Source organism: Streptomyces sp. NPDC050548 (assembly GCF_044457385.1).
Classification (GTDB): domain Bacteria; phylum Actinomycetota; class Actinomycetes; order Streptomycetales; family Streptomycetaceae; genus Streptomyces.
Genome location: NZ_JBITGV010000002.1, coordinates 207,552 through 224,774, shown reverse-complemented (window position 1 = coordinate 224,774; position 17,223 = coordinate 207,552). Strand labels below are relative to the sequence as shown.

The 17,223-nt window shown below is 71.0% G+C and carries 16 protein-coding genes; 4 read left to right on the top strand and 12 right to left on the bottom strand.

The genetic code is table 11. The features are described from left to right. The first annotated feature begins 100 nt into the window (after positions 1-100). Positions 101-751, top strand: a complete 651-nt coding sequence (locus ACIBJH_RS06840) for a zf-HC2 domain-containing protein (RefSeq protein WP_399115780.1) — start codon at positions 101-103, stop codon at positions 749-751. A gap of 31 nt (positions 752-782) precedes the next feature. Here the strand turns inward: ACIBJH_RS06840 and ACIBJH_RS06835 are convergent, their stop codons facing one another. The 3 genes from ACIBJH_RS06835 to ACIBJH_RS06825 all read right to left on the bottom strand — a co-directional run bounded on the left by ACIBJH_RS06835 (position 783) and on the right by ACIBJH_RS06825 (position 5,123). Further along, complete coding sequence (locus ACIBJH_RS06835; RefSeq protein WP_399115779.1) at positions 783-1,646, bottom strand: Fpg/Nei family DNA glycosylase; 864 nt, start codon at positions 1,644-1,646, stop codon at positions 783-785. 31 nt (positions 1,647-1,677) lie between these two features. After that, entirely contained in the window at positions 1,678-3,744 is a 2,067-nt protein-coding gene (locus ACIBJH_RS06830) for a SpoIIE family protein phosphatase (protein WP_399115778.1), read from the bottom strand. Between the two features lie 83 nt (positions 3,745-3,827). Further along, positions 3,828-5,123, bottom strand: a complete 1,296-nt coding sequence (locus ACIBJH_RS06825) for a DUF6777 domain-containing protein (RefSeq protein ID WP_399115777.1) — start codon at positions 5,121-5,123, stop codon at positions 3,828-3,830. Between the two features lie 135 nt (positions 5,124-5,258). Here ACIBJH_RS06825 and ACIBJH_RS06820 point away from each other — a divergent pair, with 135 nt between their 5' ends. Next, positions 5,259-6,686 (top strand): lipase maturation factor family protein, encoded by a 1,428-nt coding sequence (locus tag ACIBJH_RS06820; protein ID WP_399115776.1) that lies wholly within the window; start codon positions 5,259-5,261, stop codon positions 6,684-6,686. Here the strand turns inward: ACIBJH_RS06820 and ACIBJH_RS06815 are convergent. The 8 genes from ACIBJH_RS06815 to ACIBJH_RS06780 are packed head-to-tail and all read right to left on the bottom strand — an operon-like array spanning position 6,674 to position 14,571. After that, on the bottom strand, positions 6,674-7,513 hold the full coding sequence (locus tag ACIBJH_RS06815) for an amidohydrolase family protein (RefSeq protein ID WP_399115775.1): 840 nt from the start codon (positions 7,511-7,513) through the stop codon (positions 6,674-6,676). The two genes, ACIBJH_RS06820 and ACIBJH_RS06815, sit on opposite strands and share 13 nt — an antisense overlap. Next, positions 7,510-7,824 carry an L-rhamnose mutarotase gene (locus ACIBJH_RS06810; protein WP_399115774.1) on the bottom strand — a complete coding sequence of 105 codons (315 nt, stop codon included), beginning with the start codon at positions 7,822-7,824 and terminating at the stop codon, positions 7,510-7,512. The genes ACIBJH_RS06815 and ACIBJH_RS06810 overlap by 4 nt, the downstream gene beginning before the upstream one ends. After that, entirely contained in the window at positions 7,821-8,810 is a 990-nt protein-coding gene (locus ACIBJH_RS06805) for an aldo/keto reductase (RefSeq protein ID WP_399115773.1), read from the bottom strand. Before ACIBJH_RS06805 ends, ACIBJH_RS06810 begins: the two co-directional genes overlap by 4 nt. Beyond that, a complete protein-coding gene (locus tag ACIBJH_RS06800) occupies positions 8,807-9,562 on the bottom strand; it encodes an SDR family NAD(P)-dependent oxidoreductase (RefSeq protein WP_399115772.1) in 756 nt (251 codons plus the stop codon). Before ACIBJH_RS06800 ends, ACIBJH_RS06805 begins: the two co-directional genes overlap by 4 nt. Further along, positions 9,559-10,908 carry an L-fuconate dehydratase gene (locus tag ACIBJH_RS06795; RefSeq protein WP_399115771.1) on the bottom strand — a complete coding sequence of 450 codons (1,350 nt, stop codon included), beginning with the start codon at positions 10,906-10,908 and terminating at the stop codon, positions 9,559-9,561. The genes ACIBJH_RS06800 and ACIBJH_RS06795 overlap by 4 nt, the downstream gene beginning before the upstream one ends. A 60-nt stretch (positions 10,909-10,968) precedes the next feature. Beyond that, positions 10,969-11,997, bottom strand: coding sequence for an ABC transporter permease (locus ACIBJH_RS06790; RefSeq protein ID WP_399115770.1), 1,029 nt, complete (start codon positions 11,995-11,997; stop codon positions 10,969-10,971). Then, entirely contained in the window at positions 11,990-13,501 is a 1,512-nt protein-coding gene (locus ACIBJH_RS06785) for a sugar ABC transporter ATP-binding protein (protein WP_399115769.1), read from the bottom strand. The genes ACIBJH_RS06790 and ACIBJH_RS06785 overlap by 8 nt, the downstream gene beginning before the upstream one ends. Then, complete coding sequence (locus tag ACIBJH_RS06780) at positions 13,498-14,571, bottom strand: sugar ABC transporter substrate-binding protein (RefSeq protein WP_399115768.1); 1,074 nt, start codon at positions 14,569-14,571, stop codon at positions 13,498-13,500. Before ACIBJH_RS06780 ends, ACIBJH_RS06785 begins: the two co-directional genes overlap by 4 nt. Positions 14,572-14,734: 163 nt before the next feature. Here ACIBJH_RS06780 and ACIBJH_RS06775 point away from each other — a divergent pair, with 163 nt between their 5' ends. After that, positions 14,735-15,436 (top strand): FadR/GntR family transcriptional regulator, encoded by a 702-nt coding sequence (locus tag ACIBJH_RS06775; protein ID WP_019068307.1) that lies wholly within the window; start codon positions 14,735-14,737, stop codon positions 15,434-15,436. A gap of 10 nt (positions 15,437-15,446) precedes the next feature. Here the strand turns inward: ACIBJH_RS06775 and ACIBJH_RS06770 are convergent, their stop codons facing one another. Beyond that, the gene (locus ACIBJH_RS06770) at positions 15,447-15,914 is read right to left on the bottom strand and encodes a DUF4231 domain-containing protein (protein WP_399115767.1); all 468 of its coding nucleotides are present in this window, start codon (positions 15,912-15,914) and stop codon (positions 15,447-15,449) included. A 184-nt stretch (positions 15,915-16,098) separates the two neighbouring features. On the opposite strand from ACIBJH_RS06770, the gene ACIBJH_RS06765 reads away from it, so the two are divergent. Further along, the gene (locus ACIBJH_RS06765; RefSeq protein WP_399115766.1) at positions 16,099-17,214 is read left to right on the top strand and encodes an NAD(P)-dependent alcohol dehydrogenase; all 1,116 of its coding nucleotides are present in this window, start codon (positions 16,099-16,101) and stop codon (positions 17,212-17,214) included. Positions 17,215-17,223: the final 9 nt, after the last annotated feature.

The window sequence follows — 17,223 nt, the reverse complement described above, 5'->3', positions numbered from 1 at the left end:
ATGGCGATTCTGTGTGCGCCTTGAGTGATTCGACGGGCTGGTGCGTACCGATGGGAGCAAGGAGTAACCCCACCCGCACCTAACGGCACGAGGATTCGTCATGAGGTCCCTGGAAAGGCATCGCGACGTCGGCGCGTACGCGCTCGGCGTGCTGGACGAGGCGGAGGCCTTCCGCTTCGAGGATCACCTCATGGAGTGCACCAGCTGCGCGGCTCATGTGACCGAATTCGGTCCCGCCTCACGGCAGTTGATGCTGTACCGGCGTGCGACGCCGCGCTACGTGCACCCCATGGCGCAACCCGGGCCCCGGCTGCTCGACCGGTTGCTCGGCGAGGTGTCCGCCCGTCAACGGGCCGGACGGCGGCGTTTTCTCTACGCCGTGGCCGCCTCGGTGGTACTGGCCGTGGGCGGCCCCGCGGTGGCGACGTTCGCCGGGGGCGGCGACGGGACCGTGCAACTCACCGCGACCGACGCCAAGTCGGGCGTCTGGGCACAGGTCACGTCCGCGAACGAGAACTACGGCAGTGATGTGTCCCTCAAGATCAAGGACGGCGCGGGCCCCCGCTCCTGTCGCCTCGTGGTCGTCGGCAAGGACGGTTCCGAGCAGGTCGTGACCAGTTGGAACGTTCCCGCGCACGACGCCACGATGATCACGATGCAGGGCGGCGCGGCGATGCACCCCGACGAGATCGACCACTACGACGTCCGGACGGCCGACGGCGGGCAACTGGTCCGGCTCATGTCCCACTGAAGTCCCGCACTGCGGGAGCCGGTTGGCGCGCCTACTTCAGCAGTCGCGACAACCTGCGGTCCGCGAGCGGCTTGCCGCCCGTCTGGCAGGTGGGGCAGTACTGGAGGGACGAGTCGCTGAAGGACACCTCGCGGATGGTGTCGCCGCAGACCGGGCAGGTCTGGCCGGTCCGGCCGTGGACGCGCAGGCCGCTCTTCTTCTCCGCCTTCAGGCGGCCCGCGGCCACGCCCCGGGAGCGTTCGACGGCCTCGGTGAGTGTGCTGCGCAGGGCCTCGTAGAGGGTGTGCGTCTGAGCCGCCGTCAGTGACGACGCGAGCTTGAACGGGGACATCTTCGCCGCGTGCAGGATCTCGTCGCTGTACGCGTTGCCCACCCCGGCGATCAGGGTCTGGTCGCGCAGCGCGCCCTTGAGCTGCCGGCGTTCGTCCTTGAGGAGTCCGGCGAAGCGCGGCTCGTCGAAGTCGTCGGCCAGCGGGTCGGGGCCGAGGCGGGCGATACCCGGGACGGACTGCGGGTCCGCCACGACGTACACCGCCAGGCGCTTCTGGGTGCCGGCCTCCGTGAGATCGAAGCCCTCGCCTGTCTCCAGGGCCACCCGGAGGGCGAGCGGGCCCTTGCCGGGGCGGGGCGGCCCGTCCGGGAGGCGGTCCTTCCAGTGCAGCCAGCCCGCGCGGGCCAGGTGGGTCACGAAGTGCGGGCCGCCGTCCGTCTCGACGTCCAGGAACTTGCCGTACCGGTGCACGGCCACCACCTCGTGTCCCTCCAGCGCGGTGGGCGGAGGGTCGTACGTCTTCAGGACGCTGATGGCGACGGGCAGCACCCGTACGATCTCGTGGCCGACGAGGTGTTCGGTCAGGAAGTCCTTCAGCGCTTCGACCTCGGGAAGTTCCGGCATACGTCCAGGGTGCCATCAGCGGCGCGTGGGGTCAGCTCCGGTCCGGGATCACGAACTCGCACCACACGCACTTGCCGCTGCCCCGCGCCTCCACGCCCCACACGTCCGTGAGCAGGTCGACGAGGAGGAGACCGCGCCCGGAGACGCCGTCCTCGCCCGCTTCGCGGCGGCGTGGGAGGGCGCTGGAGGAGTCCTCGACCTCGACGCGCAGCCGGCGGTCGGGGCCGGTGAGGACCCTGAGGGTGACGATCGCGGAGCCCTCGGTGTGCATCAGGGCGTTGGTGATCAGCTCGTCGGCGACGAGTTCGACCTCGTCGGCGCGTTCGCGCCCGCCCCAGGCCCGGACGGCGGCCCGGATCATGTGCCGGGCCTGGGTGAGGGCCTCGGAGTCGCCGGGCGCCACATGCTGCTGGAGCCGGCCGCCCGAGCGCGGGGCGTCGAGGCCGCGGCGGCGCAGCAGGAGCAGCGCCACGTCGTCCTCGCCGCCACGTTCCTCGGCCACGTCGATGAGCAGGTCGGCGAGGTCGCGTACGTCGTCGGGGCCGGAGGCGATGAGGGCCATGAGGGTCTGGAGTCCGTCGTCGAGATCCGCGCCGGGCTGTTCGACGAGGCCGTCGGTGCACAGCACCAGGGTCTGGCCGGGGTCGAGTTCGAGGGTGGACACGGGATATTCGAGCCGCCCGAACTCCGCGGACAGACCGAGCGGCAGCCCGCCCACGACGGGCATCCGTCGGCAGGTCCCGTCCAACTGCCGTACCAGCGGGTCGATATGACCGGCCCGGACCACCTGGACCACTCCGGTGGACAGGTCGGCCTCGGCGTAGAGGCAGGTGGCGAAGCGGTCCGTGTCGAGTTCGTGCAGGAAGACGGAGGCGCGGGCCATCACGGTGGCCGGGGTGTGTCCCTCGGCGGCGTACGCCTTGAGGACGATCCGCAGCTGCCCCATGACGGCGGCGGCGTGCGTGTCGTGGCCCTGGACGTCGCCGATGACCGCGCCGACCCGTCCGCCGGGCAGCGGGATCAGGTCGTACCAGTCGCCGCCGATGTCCCGCCCGAGCTTCGCGGACCGGTAGCGGACCGCGACGTCGGCGCCCGGCACGCTCGGGATGGCCCGCGGCAGCATGGCCTGCTGGAGGCCCTGGGCGAGGTCCTTCTCCTGCTCGTAGAACATGGCGCGCTGCAGGCTCTGCGCGATGCTGCTGCCCAGCGCGACGAGCACATTGCGCTCCTCCGCCGAGAAACCGCGGCGGTCGCTGTAGAGCAGGCCCATCGTGCCGATCGGCCGGGCCTGGGCGATCAGCGGCAGATAGGCGCCCGCGGTGATGTGCAGTCCGGCGATGTGCGGCCACAGCAGCGGGTACCGCTCGGCGAACTCCTCGGGCGACTCGATGAACGCCGGGCTGAGCGTCCGTACGACCTCCGTCATCGGGTACGGCTCGTCGATCCGGAGGACCTCCTTGCCGGGTACGACGCTGCCCTCGGCGACCAGGCGGATCCGGCCGGCCTCCACCAGCCCCATGACCAGTCTGGTCGCGCCGAGGTGGACGAGGCCGTGGGTGTCCTGGAGGACGTCGATGACGTCCTGGACGGTACGGGCGTGCGCGAGGGCGGCGGTGGTGAGCTGGACGACGTTGGTCTGGTCGCGCCGGGCCGCGTCCAGGGCGGCCTGTTCACGGCGGGCCGCGTTCTCGGCGAGTTCCTGGGTGGCGTCCCGGACGATGCCGATGATCCGGCGCGGGCGGCCCGTCTCGTCGCGCCGGATGTAGCCCTGGGTGTGGGTCCAGCGCAGGGTGCCGTCGCGCAGCCGCATGCGGAAGTAGGCGCCGTAGTTCTCGCTGCCGTCCTTCATCGCCTGGGAGACGAGACCGTCGAGCCGGTAGCCCTCGGGAGGTGGCACCCGGATCGCCAGGGTCTCGGGGCGTCCGTCGTATTCGTCGGGGCGCAGGTCGAAGACCTCGTGGGCCTGGGCGTCCATGTGGAACAGGCCGTTGTCCAGGTCCCAGTCGAAGCTGCCCATGCGGTTGAGCGCCAGGATCGGGTCCGGGTGGGCGGGCCAGTCGTCCGGGAGTGACAGGGCGCTCGCTCCCCGATCAACCATGCGGCCCACCTTGCCAGGATTTACCGGATTCTTCACCTTGTCCGAGCGCTACGGCCACCTCGCTACGGCGGCTCCGGGCGCCGTCAGCCGGTGAAGACGCCCGTGGGGCTGTCGAGGATGCCGAGGGTGGTCTCCGGGACGGTCGGCGGACCGATCCCGTCCGGGGAGCCGGGGTCCTGGGAGGGTCGGGGCGCGACCGTCCTCGGGGCGGCCGAGACGGTGGCCGTGGGGCAGCCCGTGACACCGGTCGCGCCCGGGGTGACGGTGACGGTCGGGGGTGCGCAGCCGGTGGTGGGCTTGTCCGGTGCGGTGCTCCGGCCGTCACCGGGGGACGCGCTCTCGTCGCTCGGGGACGTGCTCGGGGCGACGCTCAGCGAGGGGTCCGGCGACCGGCCCGGCGAGGTACTCGACGAAGGGCTCGGTGAGGTGCCCGGCGAGGTGCTCGTCCCGCTGGACGGGCTGATGGACCCGCTGTCGTGCGGGCGCGGGTCGTGCGGGCGCGGAGACATGCTTCCGTGCGGGGCCGGCGTGGTGCCGGGCCGGGTCGGCGGCACATGGACCGGCGGCGGTACGACGTGGTCGTGGTGCGGCCCGCGATGACCGAGGGGCCGTTCGATCCAGGTGTTGTCGACGACGTTGATGATCGTGATGTTGGTGATCACATGCGGCGCCGGAGTCACCACGACCACCTCGGCGGGCCGGTACCCGGACCAGCCCCGCCCGCCGCTGCCGGAGTTCCCGCCGGCCACGCCGGCCTTGAGCGGGTTGCCGCAGGCGCAGCGCACGCGGGGCACGCCCCGGTTGTCGACGAGGACGGCGGTACCGGCCTGGAGGACCGACTGGAAACCGGTCACCCGCGCGTCACGGAACCCGTGGTTGGTGACCTGGGTGTCGGCGCGCAGCACGACCGAGGTCAGCCCGCGCAGATAGCCGGGAATCGCGCTCCGGGAGATCCCCTCGGCCTGCGCGAAGGCACTGGCCTTGGCCTGGTCGCGGGTGAGATACGCGATCTGCCGCTCGACATCGCAGCTGCCGCTCCGCGCCGTGCCGCCGTAGAGGCCGGGTGTGGCGCCGGAGACGGCCTGCGTGTGCGCGGGGAAAGCCGTCCGTGTGGGCGTCGGCCAGGACGGCGCGGGCCGCGTGGGCGTCGGCTGCGGTGTTCGGGTGACCCGTGGCGGGGCACTCGGCGCGGTGGCCGTGGAGTCCGTGAAGGGGTCGGGGCCCTGGGCCGCGACGGGCTGCAGGAACACCTCGCCGGTCGACTTCGTGGCCTTGCCGCTCGACTTCATGCCTTGGGCGCCGTCGCCGCCGCAGCCGGCGACGAGGAGCGCCGCCGAGAGCGCGCAGGCCGTGGCGATGGTTCCGGTCGATGTGCGCACCGTGTTCTCCCGCCTCAAGCCGGGTGATTCGCCACTATTGTCTGCTTCACCCGCTTGGGTTACGCAACCGGAGACATGGAAGACACAGAGTGACGGTCGAACGAGGTGTGACGATGGAGGGAGGAGTACACGGTCGTGGGATGGTTCACCGCACCCGACTACTGGCTGAGCCGGCTGGTCTTCCAGCGGGCCCTGGCCGGTGTCTATCTGGTCGCGTTCCTCACGGCGGCGCTGCAGTTCCGTGCGCTGATCGGTGAGCGCGGCATGCTGCCGGTCCCCCGGTTCGTCCGCCGGATGCCGTTCGGGCGGGCCCCGAGCCTCTTCCAACTCCACTACACCGACCGCTTCTTCGCGGTCTGCGCGTGGACCGGCTGCGCGGCGTCGGTGGCGCTGGCCGCCGGGCTCGACTCCGAACTCCCGCTCTGGGGCGGGATGTTGATGTGGCTGGTGCCGTGGGCGCTGTATCTGTCGATCGTCAACGTCGGCCAGACCTGGTACGCGTTCGGCTGGGAGTCGCTGCTGCTGGAGGTCGGTTTCCTGGCCGTCCTCCTCGGCAACGACAAGGTGGCGCCCCCGATCGTGGTGCTGTTCCTGCTGCGCTGGGTCCTGTTCCGGGTCGAGTTCGGCGCGGGCCTGATCAAGCTGCGCGGTGACGCGTGCTGGCGGAAGCTGACCTGCCTGGACTTCCACCACGAGACACAGCCGATGCCGGGCCCGCTGAGCTGGTTCTTCCACCACCTCCCCCGCCCGCTGCACCGGATCGAGGTCGCCGCCAACCACCTCACCCAACTCGCCGTGCCCGTCCTGCTGTTCACCCCGCAGCCGGTCGCGACGGCCGCCGCGTCCCTGATGATCGCCACTCAGCTGTGGCTGGTCCTGTCCGGCAACTTCGCCTGGCTGAACTGGATCACCATCGCGCTGGCCCTCTCGGCCGTCCGACTCCCGTACACGGAGCCGTCGCCCGCCCTCGCCCCTCCTCCCCTCTGGTACGAGGTCGTGGTCCTGGCCGTCGCCGCCTTGCTGCTGTGGCTCAGCCACCGCCCGGTCCGCAACATGCTCTCCCGCCACCAGACCATGAACCGTTCCTTCGACCCGCTCCATCTGGTCAACACCTACGGCGCGTTCGGCAACGTCAGCCGCATCCGCCACGAGGTGGTGATCGAGGGCACGACGGACCCCGTCCCGCGCGAGGACTCCGACTGGCGGGAGTACGAGTTCAGGGGCAAGCCGGGCCAACCGCGCCACTGGCCGCGCCAGTTCGCGCCCTACCATCTGCGGCTGGACTGGATGATGTGGTTCGCGGCACTCTCCCCCGGCTACGCCGAACCGTGGTTCGGCGCGCTGATGGAACGGCTCCTGGAGAACGACCGGGACACGCTACGACTGCTGCGCCGCTCGCCGTTCCCGCCGGACACGCCCCCGCGTTACGTCCGGGCCCGTCTCTTCCGCTACCGCTACACGACCTGGCGGGAGTTGAGGGAGACGGGCGCCTGCTGGGAGCGGACGTTCGTGCGGGAGTATTTCCCTCCGACCAGGCTGGCAGAGGCGATTCAGAGGCCGTAGACGCGGGTCGCCGTGCCTTCGAAGATCTCGGCGCGTTCCGCCGCGCTGAGTCCGTCGGTCAACTCGACTGTCGCGGCGGCGACTTCGCCGTAGCTCGCCGCCAGGGTGCACACCGGCCAGTCGGAGCCGAACATCAGCCGGTCCGGCCCGAAGGCGTCGAGCGCGACGTCCGTGTAGGGGCGCAGGTCCTGGGTGCTCCAGGTCTTCCAGTCGGCCTCCGTGACCAGGCCGGACAGTTTGCAGTGGGTGTTGGGGAGTGCGGCGAGGGAGCGCAGGGCCGACTCCCACGGCTCCAGCCGGCCCGAGGCGACGGGCGGTTTGCCCAAGTGGTCGAGGACGAAGGTGAGTTGGGGCAGGGACGCGGCTGCCTGGACGCTGGCCGGGAACTGGTGGGGCAGCACGAGCAGGTCGTAGACGAGCCCCGCTTCGGCCACTGCGGCGAGGCCGCGGCGGACGTCGGGGCGCAGCAGCCAGTTCGGGTCGGGCTCGCCCTGTACCTGGTGGCGGATGCCCTTCAGGTAGTGGCCGCCGGGGAGGTCGCGCAGGCGGGCCAGTTCGTCGGCGATGTCGGGGCGGGTGAGGTCGGTCCAGCCGACGACTCCGGCGACGAGGTCGTGCGTGTCGGCGAGGACGAGGAACTCCGGGGTCTCCTCGGCGACGGTGATCGTCTGGACGAGGACGGTCCGGTCGACGCCGGCGGCGCGCGCCTCGGGTTCGAGGTCGCTGACGGTGAAGTCGCGGCGGATCGGCTGGAGTTCGGGGCCGGTGATCCAGTCCTGGTCGCGGACGGAGAGGTCCCAGACGTGGTGGTGCGCGTCGACGGTCATGGCAGCTCCCATACGACGGGCAGGCCGGCGTCGGCGCCCTCGCTCGTGTAGTCGTGCACCACGTCCAGGAGTTGGGCCATGCGGGCCTGCCAGGCGACGTTCACCGGGAGCTGGTCCAGCTCGGCCAGCAGGCGGGCGTAGTCGGCGCACTCCAGGACGTGGAAGAGGTCGGTGCCGCTGCGCCAGATCGTCCAGGAGGTGGTGCCGGCGGCCCGGATCGCGGCGGTGAGTTCCTTGGGGACCTCGCGGTGGGCGCTCTCGTACGCGTCGATACGGTCGGCGCGCACCTTGGTGTGAAGGGCCACTCTCATGACGACTCCCCTGTCGGGACCGGGGTATCGGCGGACAGCAGCCCCGTGTCCCGCAGCTCCTGCCAGAACGCACCCGGCACCTTGGCGGCGAACTGCTCGGCGCAGTCCCGGACTTCGGCCTCGGAGCGGGCGCCGACCAGGACGCTCGCCACGGCCGGGTGCGCGGCGCAGAACGCCAGGGCGGCGGCGCGCAGGGTCGTGCCGTGCCGCTCGGCCGCCTCCTTCATGCGGAGCGCCCGGTCCAGCAACTCGGCCGGTGTCTGGGCGTAGTTGTAGGTCGCGTCCGGCTTCGGGTCCGCCAGCAGGCCGGAGTTGAAGGCGCCGCCGATGACGACCGACTTTCCGCGTGCGACGGCGGACGGGAGGAGTTCGGCGAGGGCGCTCTGGTCGAGCAGCGTGTAGCGCCCGGCGCACAGCACCACGTCCACGTCCGTGTCCTGGATGAAGCGGGTGAGCATCCCGGCCTGGTTCATGCCCGCGCCGATGGCGCCTACGACGCCTTCGGCGCGGAGCTTCTCCAGGGCGGGATAGCCCTCGCGGAAGACCTGGTCGGCGTGGTCGTCGGGGTCGTGGAGGTAGACGATGTCGACGTGGTCGAGGCCGAGCCGTTCCAGGCTGGCGTCCAGGGTGCGTCGGATCCCGTCGGCGGTGAAGTCCCAGATGCGGCGGCTGGTGGCGGGCACGGCGAAGCCGTTGGCGAGGTCGTCCCCTGTCACCGTCTCCACGGGGTCGAGGCGGCGGCCGACCTTGGTGGAGATCGTGTACTCCGCGCGCGGACGGTCGCGCAGCGCGGCGCCGAGGCGGCGCTCGGAGAGGCCGATGCCGTAGTGGGGTGCGGTGTCGAAGTAGCGAATGCCCTGCTGCCAGGCCGCGTTGACGGCCTGGTACGCCTGCTCGTCGGCGACCTCGGTGAACAGGTTGCCCAGCGGGGCGGCGCCGAGACCGAGACCGCCCACCTCGACCCCGCTGCCGCCGAGGGTACTCATTGGCCCACCGGCCTCAGGCGCAGGCCCTGCATGCCGCCGTCCACGGCGAGCGAGGTGCCGGTGGTGGCGCCGGACAGCGGGCTCGCCAAGTAGGCGATGGCGCCGGCGACTTCGGCCGCCGAGACGAGCCGGCCGGAGGGCTGGCGGGCGGCCAGGGCGGCGCGTTCGGCGGCCGGGTCGGTGGCCGAGTCGAGGAGGCGGCCGACCCAAGGGGTGTCCGCCGTACCGGGGTTGACGCAGTTGACGCGGACCCCTTCGCGCAGGTGGTCGGCGGCCATGGCGAGGGTGAGGGACTGCACGGCGCCCTTGGTGGCGCTGTAGAGGGCGCGTTGGGGAAGTCCGGCGGTGGCGGCGATGGAGCAGGTGTTGACGATCGCCGCGTGGGAGGACGCGCGCAGATGCGGGAGTGCGGCGCGGGTGACGCGGACCATGCCGACGACGTTGGCGTCCAGGACACGGTGCCACTCGTCGTCGTCGTTGTCCTCGACGGTGCCCTGGGCGCCGATGCCCGCGTTGTTCACGACGATGTCGAGTCCGCCGAGGTCGGCGACGGCGGACGCGACGGCCTGCCGTACGGAGGCGTCGTCGGTGACGTCGGCGCGGTAGCCGAGCAGCGGCTTCTCGACACTGCTCGGGTCCAGGTCGAGGACGGCGACCGACGCGCCCCGCTCGGCGAGGAGTTCGGCGGTGGCCCGGCCGATGCCGGAGGCTCCGCCGGTGACCAGGGCCTTGAGGCCCTCGAAGTCGGTCATGCCGCGTGTCCCTTCTGGGTGTCGAGGTCGGCGGCCCAGAAGGTGCCGCCGGGGAACGTGTAACGCGCGATGGACTCGGGCCGCATGGTGGCCGAGAAGCCGGGTGTGCTGGGTGCCATGTAGTGACCTTCGCGGATCACCACCGGATCGAGGAAGTGGTCGTGCAGATGATCCACGTACTCGATGACGCGGTCGTCGGTGGTGCCGGAGACGGCGAGGTAGTCGAACATCGAGAGGTGCTGGACGAGTTCGCACAGTCCGACGCCGCCCGCGTGCGGGCAGACGGGCACTCCGAACTTGGCGGCGAGCAGCAGGATCGCGAGGTTCTCGTTGACTCCGCCGACGCGGGCCGCGTCTATCTGGAGGATGTCGAGGGCGCCGGCCTGGAGCAGCTGCTTGAACACGACGCGGTTCTGGACGTGTTCGCCGGTCGCGACCTTCACCGGGGCCACGGCGGCGCGGATGGCGGCGTGGCCGAGGACGTCGTCGGGGCTGGTGGGTTCCTCGATCCAGTACGGGTCGAACTCGGCGAGGGCCTTGGTCCAGCGGATCGCCTCGTCCACGTTCCAGCGCTGGTTGGCGTCGATCGCCATCCTGATGTCCGGGCCGACGGCCGAACGGGCCACGCGGCAGCGGCGGATGTCGTCGTCGAGGTCGGCGCCGACCTTCAGCTTGATCTGCCGGAAGCCGTCCCGGACGGCCTGCACGGCGAGCCGGGTGAGCTTCTCGTCGTCGTAGCCGAGCCAGCCGGCGGAGGTGGTGTAGGCGGGAAATCCCGTCTGCAGAAGGCGGGTTCGGCGCTCCTCGGCGCCCGCCCTGCCTCGCCGCAGGATGTCCAGGGCCTCGTCCGGGGTGAGGGCGTCGGTGATGTACCTGAAGTCGATCTGGCTGACGAGCCATTCGGGGTCGGCGTCGGCGAGGAGCTGCCAGAGGGGCTTGCCCGCGCGCTTGGCGGTGAGGTCCCAGGCCGCGTTGACCACGGCGCCGATCGCCATGTGCATCACGCCCTTCTCGGGCCCCAGCCAGCGGAGTTGGCTGTCGCCGATCAGGTCGCGGTTCAACGTCCCCGGGTCCGCGCACAGTTCGTCGACGGACCGGCCGATCACATGGTCCCGCAGCGCGTGGATCGCGGCGACCTGGACTTCGTTGCCCCGCCCGATGGTGAAGCTGAATCCGTGCCCCTCGTGCCCGTCGGCCGCGTCGGTGCGCAGGACGACGTAGGCCGCCGAGTAGTCGGGGTCCGGGTTCATCGCGTCGGAACCGTCGAGTTCGCGCGAGGTGGGAAAACGGATGTCGTAGGTGTCGACCGCGGTGACGCGAGCGGACGGGCCGGGGATCGGTGACACGGAAGGCCTTTCGGTCGGGTACAGAGATCCGGTGCCGTGCGGGTGCCGGAAGCCGGAGGGTCAGTCCTGGGCGCGGCCGGTGGTGACGCGGGCGATCATGAGGGCGACCAGGATGATCCCGCCGTAGATGGCCTGGATCCAGAAGGACGGGACCTGGGCGAGGGTGAGCAGGTTCTGCACGACTCCCAGGAGGAGTACGCCGGTCAGGGCGCCGAACATGGTGCCCTTGCCGCCGTCGAGGCTGATGCCGCCGATGACCGCCGCCGCCATCACGGTGAAGATCATGTTGTTGCCCTGGTTGGCGCTGATCGCGCCGACATAGCCGGTCTGCATGATCCCGCCCACCGAGGCGAGCACGCCGGCCACGATCGACACCCCGAGGAGCATCCGGTCGACGCGGATACCGGCCGCGCGGGCCGCCTCCTGGTTGCCGCCGATCGCGTACAGGGCACGGCCGACGCGGTGGTACTTCAGCACGAACCCGGCGACCGCGAAGCAGACCGCCGCCAGCCACACCGACATCGGGACGCTGAGGAAGGTGCTGGTGGCCAGGGTGAAGAAGGAGTCGGGCATCCCGAACAGCGTCTTGCCCTTGGTGGCGCCGACCAGCAGTCCGCGCAGCACGATCAGCATGGCGAGGGTGACGATGAAGGCGTTGAGCTTGAACTTCACCACGAGGACGCCGTTGAAGGCGCCGATGATCCCGCCCACGACGAGGATCGCGACGAGGGCGAGCGGTGCCGACCACTCCGTGCCCCAGCCGGACTCGGCGGACGGCAGGACCAGCAGGGCGCCGATCGCGGGCGCGATGCCGACCACCGACTCCAGCGACAGGTCGATCTTGCCGGTGATGAGGATCAACGACTCTGCCAGGACCACCATCGCGAGCGCGGCGGAGGCGCCGAGGATGGAGATCAGGTTCCGCTCGGTGAGGAACGAGTCGTTGACGATCGCGCCGAGCACCAGGAGCACCAACAGGGCCGGTACGAGGGCGAGTTCACGGGCCCGGCGGAGCAGGACCGTGCGGGCCGAGGCCGTCCCGGTGGTGCGTGGGGCGGCGAGCGGCGGGGCCGCCTTGGTGTCAGCCATGGTCCACTCCTTCGATGGAGGCGATCAGCTCGTGGTCGCGCCAGCCCGCCGGGTGCTCGGCGACGACACGGCCGTGGAAGAGGACGAGGACGCGGTCGCAGCGCCGCAGGTCGTCAAGTTCGTCGGAGACGACGAGCACGGCGGTGCCGTCGTCGCGGGCGCTGTCCATGCGGGTGAGCAGCGACTCCTTGGACTTCACGTCGACGCCCGCCGTGGGGTTGATGAGCACCAGCAGCCTGGGGTCGGAGGCGAGCGCGCGGGCCATGACGACCTTCTGCGCGTTGCCGCCGGACAGGTCGGAGACGGGCTGGTCGGGGCCCTCGGCGTGGATGTCGAGGCGGTCGATCAGCTCGGTGGCGAAGCCGCGCTTGCGGTCGGTGCCGACGAACCCGAAGCGGCCGAGCCGGTCCAGGACGGTCATGGTGGCGTTGTCGCCGATGGACATTCCGAAGACCAGGCCTTGGCCGTGGCGGTCGCGCGGGACGCAGCCGACACCGGCTTTCAGCGCGGCCTGCACATCTCCGAACGGCAGCTTCTCGCCGTCGAGTTGAGCCGTACCGCCGGTCGGCGTGTACAGCCCGGTGAAGGACTCGGCCAGCTCGATCTTGCCGCTGCCGCTCGACCCGGCGAGTCCGACGACCTCGCCGCGGCGGACCGTGAGGTCGACGTTCTCGTACGACTCGGAGGTGAGCCCTCGTGCGTCGAGCAGGACGGGTGCCGCGTCGTCCAACTCCCGCAGCTCCACCTCCAGTTCGGCGATCGACTCCCCCGCCATGGCCTCCACCAGGGCGCGGCGCGGGAGGTCGGCGACCGGTGCGGTGGTGATCCAGCGGGCGTCGCGGAGCACGGTGACCGTCTGGCACACCTCGTACACCTCCTGGAGGTGGTGCGAGATGAACAGGAAGGTGACGCCGGACTCCTGGAGCGCCCGCATGCGGGTGAAGAGCCGTTCGATCTCCCGGTTGTCGAGCTGGGCGGTCGGTTCGTCGAGGACGATGAACCGGGCGCCGAAGCTCAACGCCCTTGCGATCTCCACCATTTGACGGTCCTCGACCTTGAGGTCGGCGGTGCGCGCCTCGGGGTCGACGCGCACGTCCCAGGTGTCGAGGAGTTCGGCGGCCTCGGTGCGGAGCCTGCGCCAGCTGATGACTCCGCCGCGGGAGGTCGGCTGACGGTTGATGAAGAGGTTCTCGGCGACCGTCAACTCGGGCACCACGGTGGGGCGTTGATAGACGCAGGCGACCTTGGCGCGCCAGGCGTCCCGGTCGGCGAGCGCGGGCGCGGGCTCGCCGTCGAAGCGGACCGTGCCCTCGTCGGGGGCCTGGAGTCCGGTGAGGACGGTGACGAGGGTGGACTTGCCGGCGCCGTTGCGGCCGACGAGGGCGTGGGACTCGCCCGGCAGCACGGTGAGTCGACCGTCGGCGAGGGCGACGGTCGGGCCGTACCGCTTGACGATGCCCCGCGCCTCGACGAGTGGGGTCAACGGACTTTTCTCGATGCTCATTTGACCGTGTTGCCCCAGAGCTTGGGGTCGTCGACGTTGTCCTTGGTGACCAGGGGCGCGGGCAGCTGGTCCTCCAGGATGCCGCTGGGCAGCTTGACGATCGTGGAGTCGTGGTCGGTGGGGCCGGGCTTGAAGGTCTTCCCCTGCATCGCGGCCTTGATGTAGTACATGCCGTACTTGGCGTAGGCGTCGGCCGGTTGGGAGACGGTGGCGTCGATCTCGCCCTTACGGATCGCGTCGAACTCCTGCGGGATGCCGTCGTTCGAGACGATCGTGATGTGCCCGGCCTGGCCCGCCGTCTTCAGCATGCCCTTGGACTTGAGGGTCTGCAGGGTGGGCGCGAGGTAGACGCCGCCCGCCTGCATGTAGATGCCCTTGATGTCGGGGTTGGCGTTGAGGAGCGTGTCGAGCTTGGAGGCCGCCGTGTCGGACTCCCACTTGGCGGGGATCTCCAGGACCTTCAGCTTCGGGTACTTCTTCTTGACGCAGTCCCTGAACGCCTCCGACCGGTCACGGCCGTTGACGGACGCCAGGTCGCCCATGATCTGCACGACCTTGCCGCTGGTGATGTGCGCCCCGAGGTATTCGCAGGCCTTCTCGCCGTAGGCGACGTTGTCGGCGCGCACGACCATCGCGACCTTGCCCTTGTCGGGCGCCACGTCGACCGCGACGACGGGCACGCCCTTGCGGTCCGCCTGGTCGAGGCCGGCTTCGATGGCGGCGCTGTCCAGCGGGGCGACGACCAGGCCCTTGACGCCCTGGTTCAGCTCGTTGTTGATGTCGGTGATCTGCTGCGAGGGGTCGCTGTTGGAGTTGACCGTCTTCAGCGCGTCGACGCCTTCGGACTTCGCCATCTTCGGCACGTAGTCGTTGTACGACTGCCAGAACGGCGAGGTCAGCAGGGGCAGGATCACCCCCACCTTGCCGGTGCCGCTGCTGCCGCCGGCGCTGCTCGCGCCGGTGTCCTTGGTGCTGCCGCACGCGGTGAGCACGAGCGCGGTGCCCGTGACCGCGGCCACCGCACCGACCATGCGCAACCTGCTGCGTGTCCCCACTGTCCTGCCGAGCATTTGATGGCTCCTCGTTGAGCGTGTCCGAGCAGATGACCGCATATTTATCAGACCACTTCCCCGAAACAACACCCCGCAGAGGCAGTTTTTCCGGGATTTCCGCCGTAGTGGTCGGACCACCTGAGCGGTTAGACTGCGGCGCACCCGGTGAGTGGAGGATTGCGTGGACGAGACGGCTCCGCCGAAGGGCACCGTGACGCAACGCGCCATCGACTCGATCAAGGCGTTGATCGGCGAGGGGCGTCTGGAGCCGGGCCAGCGGCTGCCCACCGAGCGCGATCTCGCGGCCCAGCTGGGCATCTCCCGCAGCTCGATGCGCGAGGCGATCCGCGCGCTCACGGTGCTGGGCGTCCTTGAGGCCCGGCACGGTTCGGGCATCTACGTCACGCAGTTGGAGGCCGGCGACCTGCTGGAGACCTTCGGTGTCGTCGCCGACCTCTCCCGCGGCCCGCGACTGGTGGAACTCCTGGAGGTCCGCCGCATCCTGGAGTCGACGGCGACCGCCCTGGCCGCCGCCCGCATCACCCCGGACCAGCTGGCCGAGGTCGAGAAACACCTCACGGCGATGAACGCCACCGACGACCCCGAGGAGATCCTCGCCCACGACCTCGCCTTCCACCGCGAGATCGCCGCCGCCGCGGGCAACGACACCATGGCCGCGATCCTGGAGGGCCTGTCGTCCCGCACGTTCCGCGCCCGCGTCTGGCGCGGCTACCAGGAAGAGGGCGCCTTCACCCGCACCCGCCGCGAACACGCCGCCATCCACCGGGCGTTGGTGGCCCGCGACCCGGAGGCGGCACGGGCGGCGGCGGCCTCACACGTGGGCGAGGTCGAGGAGTGGCTGCGGTCGCAACTCGGGGCGTAGGGGCGGGAGTTCAGGCGCCTGCCGTAGGCAGCGGCGGTTCGCCCCGCTGACCCTGGACCTCTGCCCAACCCCGTAGTTCGCTGGTGCCCACCTCTTCGATCGCGCGCTGAAGCGTGGCCCGCGCGTTCGCGTCGCGGTCGGTCTGCGGGAGCAGCAGGTAGCGGTCGATCGCCCGCCGCAGGCCCTCCCGCGCCTGTGCGGCCAGGACCCAGCGTGAGCCCGGGCTGAAGAGCTGGCGCATACCGGTGAAGAAGACGGCGCCGCCCGCGATCAGGGCGGTGAGCCAGGCGGGTGCGTGCAGGCCCGCCGCCACGACCGTCGCGGACGTGGCGGCGAGAGCGCCGAGTTCCGTCGTGTGGTGCAGCCACCTCGCCCGGGCGCACGCCCGCGCGTAGAACTCCAACTCCTGCCGGGCGAGGGCCAGTAGCGGATCCGGCTGCGAGGCCCAGGCCTGTCCGGCGGCCGTTCTTCGTCTCATCGCCCCATCATCGGGCCCTTCAGCCCATGCTGTCGGATTCTGACCATGCCCCGTCGCGATTGCGAGGCTCGCCCCGGTGACGTGGCTCATAGGTTGAGAGCGCGGCGCGAGGCCCGCCGTTCGCCGCTCGGCTCCGGCGGCCACGCCGCCCCCGCAACTCATCGACAGGAACGAAGGCACCGCCATGACCGAAACGCGAGCCGCCGTGGTCCACCCGGGCACGGGGACGTTCGTCTGGGAGACGGTCCGGCTGGAGGCGCCCCGGCCCGACGAGGTCCTCGTGCGCATCGTGGCCGCGGGCATCTGTCATACCGATCTCGCCGTCCGGGACGGGAAACTCCACACCCCGCTGCCCGCCGTCCTCGGCCACGAGGGGGCCGGCGTGGTGGAAGCGATCGGCTCCGGCGTCACCCGGGTCGCCGCCGGTGACAAGGTGCTGCTGTCCTTCAGCTCCTGCGGCCGGTGCGGTGCCTGCGAGCACGGGCATCCCGGCTACTGCGACACGTTCATCGCGCGCAATTTCGGCGGCGCCCGGCCCGACGGCAGCACGCCGGTCCACCGCGTCGACGGCACCCCGCTGGGCGGGCGCTTCTTCGGCCAGTCCTCCTTCGCGCACCACGCCGTGGTCGACGAGCGAAGTGTCGTACCGGTAGTGGCCGCCGACGAGGACGAGTTGGCGCTGCTCGCACCCATCGGCTGCGGAGTGCAGACCGGCGCGGGCGCCGTATTCAACGAACTGCGCCCCGGCCCGGGAGATTTGGTGGCCGTCTTCGGCGCGGGGGCGGTGGGTCTGTCCGCGGTCATGGCGGCCGCGTCCACCCCGGCCGCCCGCGTCGTCGCCGTCGACATCGTGCCCTCGCGCCTCGACCTGGCCCGTGAGATGGGGGCGACCGATGTCGTCAACGGCGCGGAGGAGGACGTCGCCGCCCGGCTGAAGGAGATCACGGCGGGCCGGGGCGTGACCCATGCGCTGGAGAGCAGTGGCGTTCCCGCTCTGCTGCGGCAGGCCGTCGACTCGCTCGCCGTTCGGGGCACCGCGGCCGTGGTCGGGGCTCCGCCGGTCGGCACCGACGGCACCTTCGACGTCAACTTCCTGCTCAACGGGCGCGTCGTCCGGGGCGTCACCGAGGGCGACAGCGACCTGCTCGACTTCGTACCGACCCTGGTCGGTCTCCACCGTGCGGGGCGCCTGCCGTTCGACCGGATGATCCGCTTCTACCCGTCCGACCGGATCAACGAGGCCGCCGCCGACGCGGCGAGCGGAAAAGTGGTCAAGCCGGTGCTGCGCATCCCCGCCTGACAGCGCACC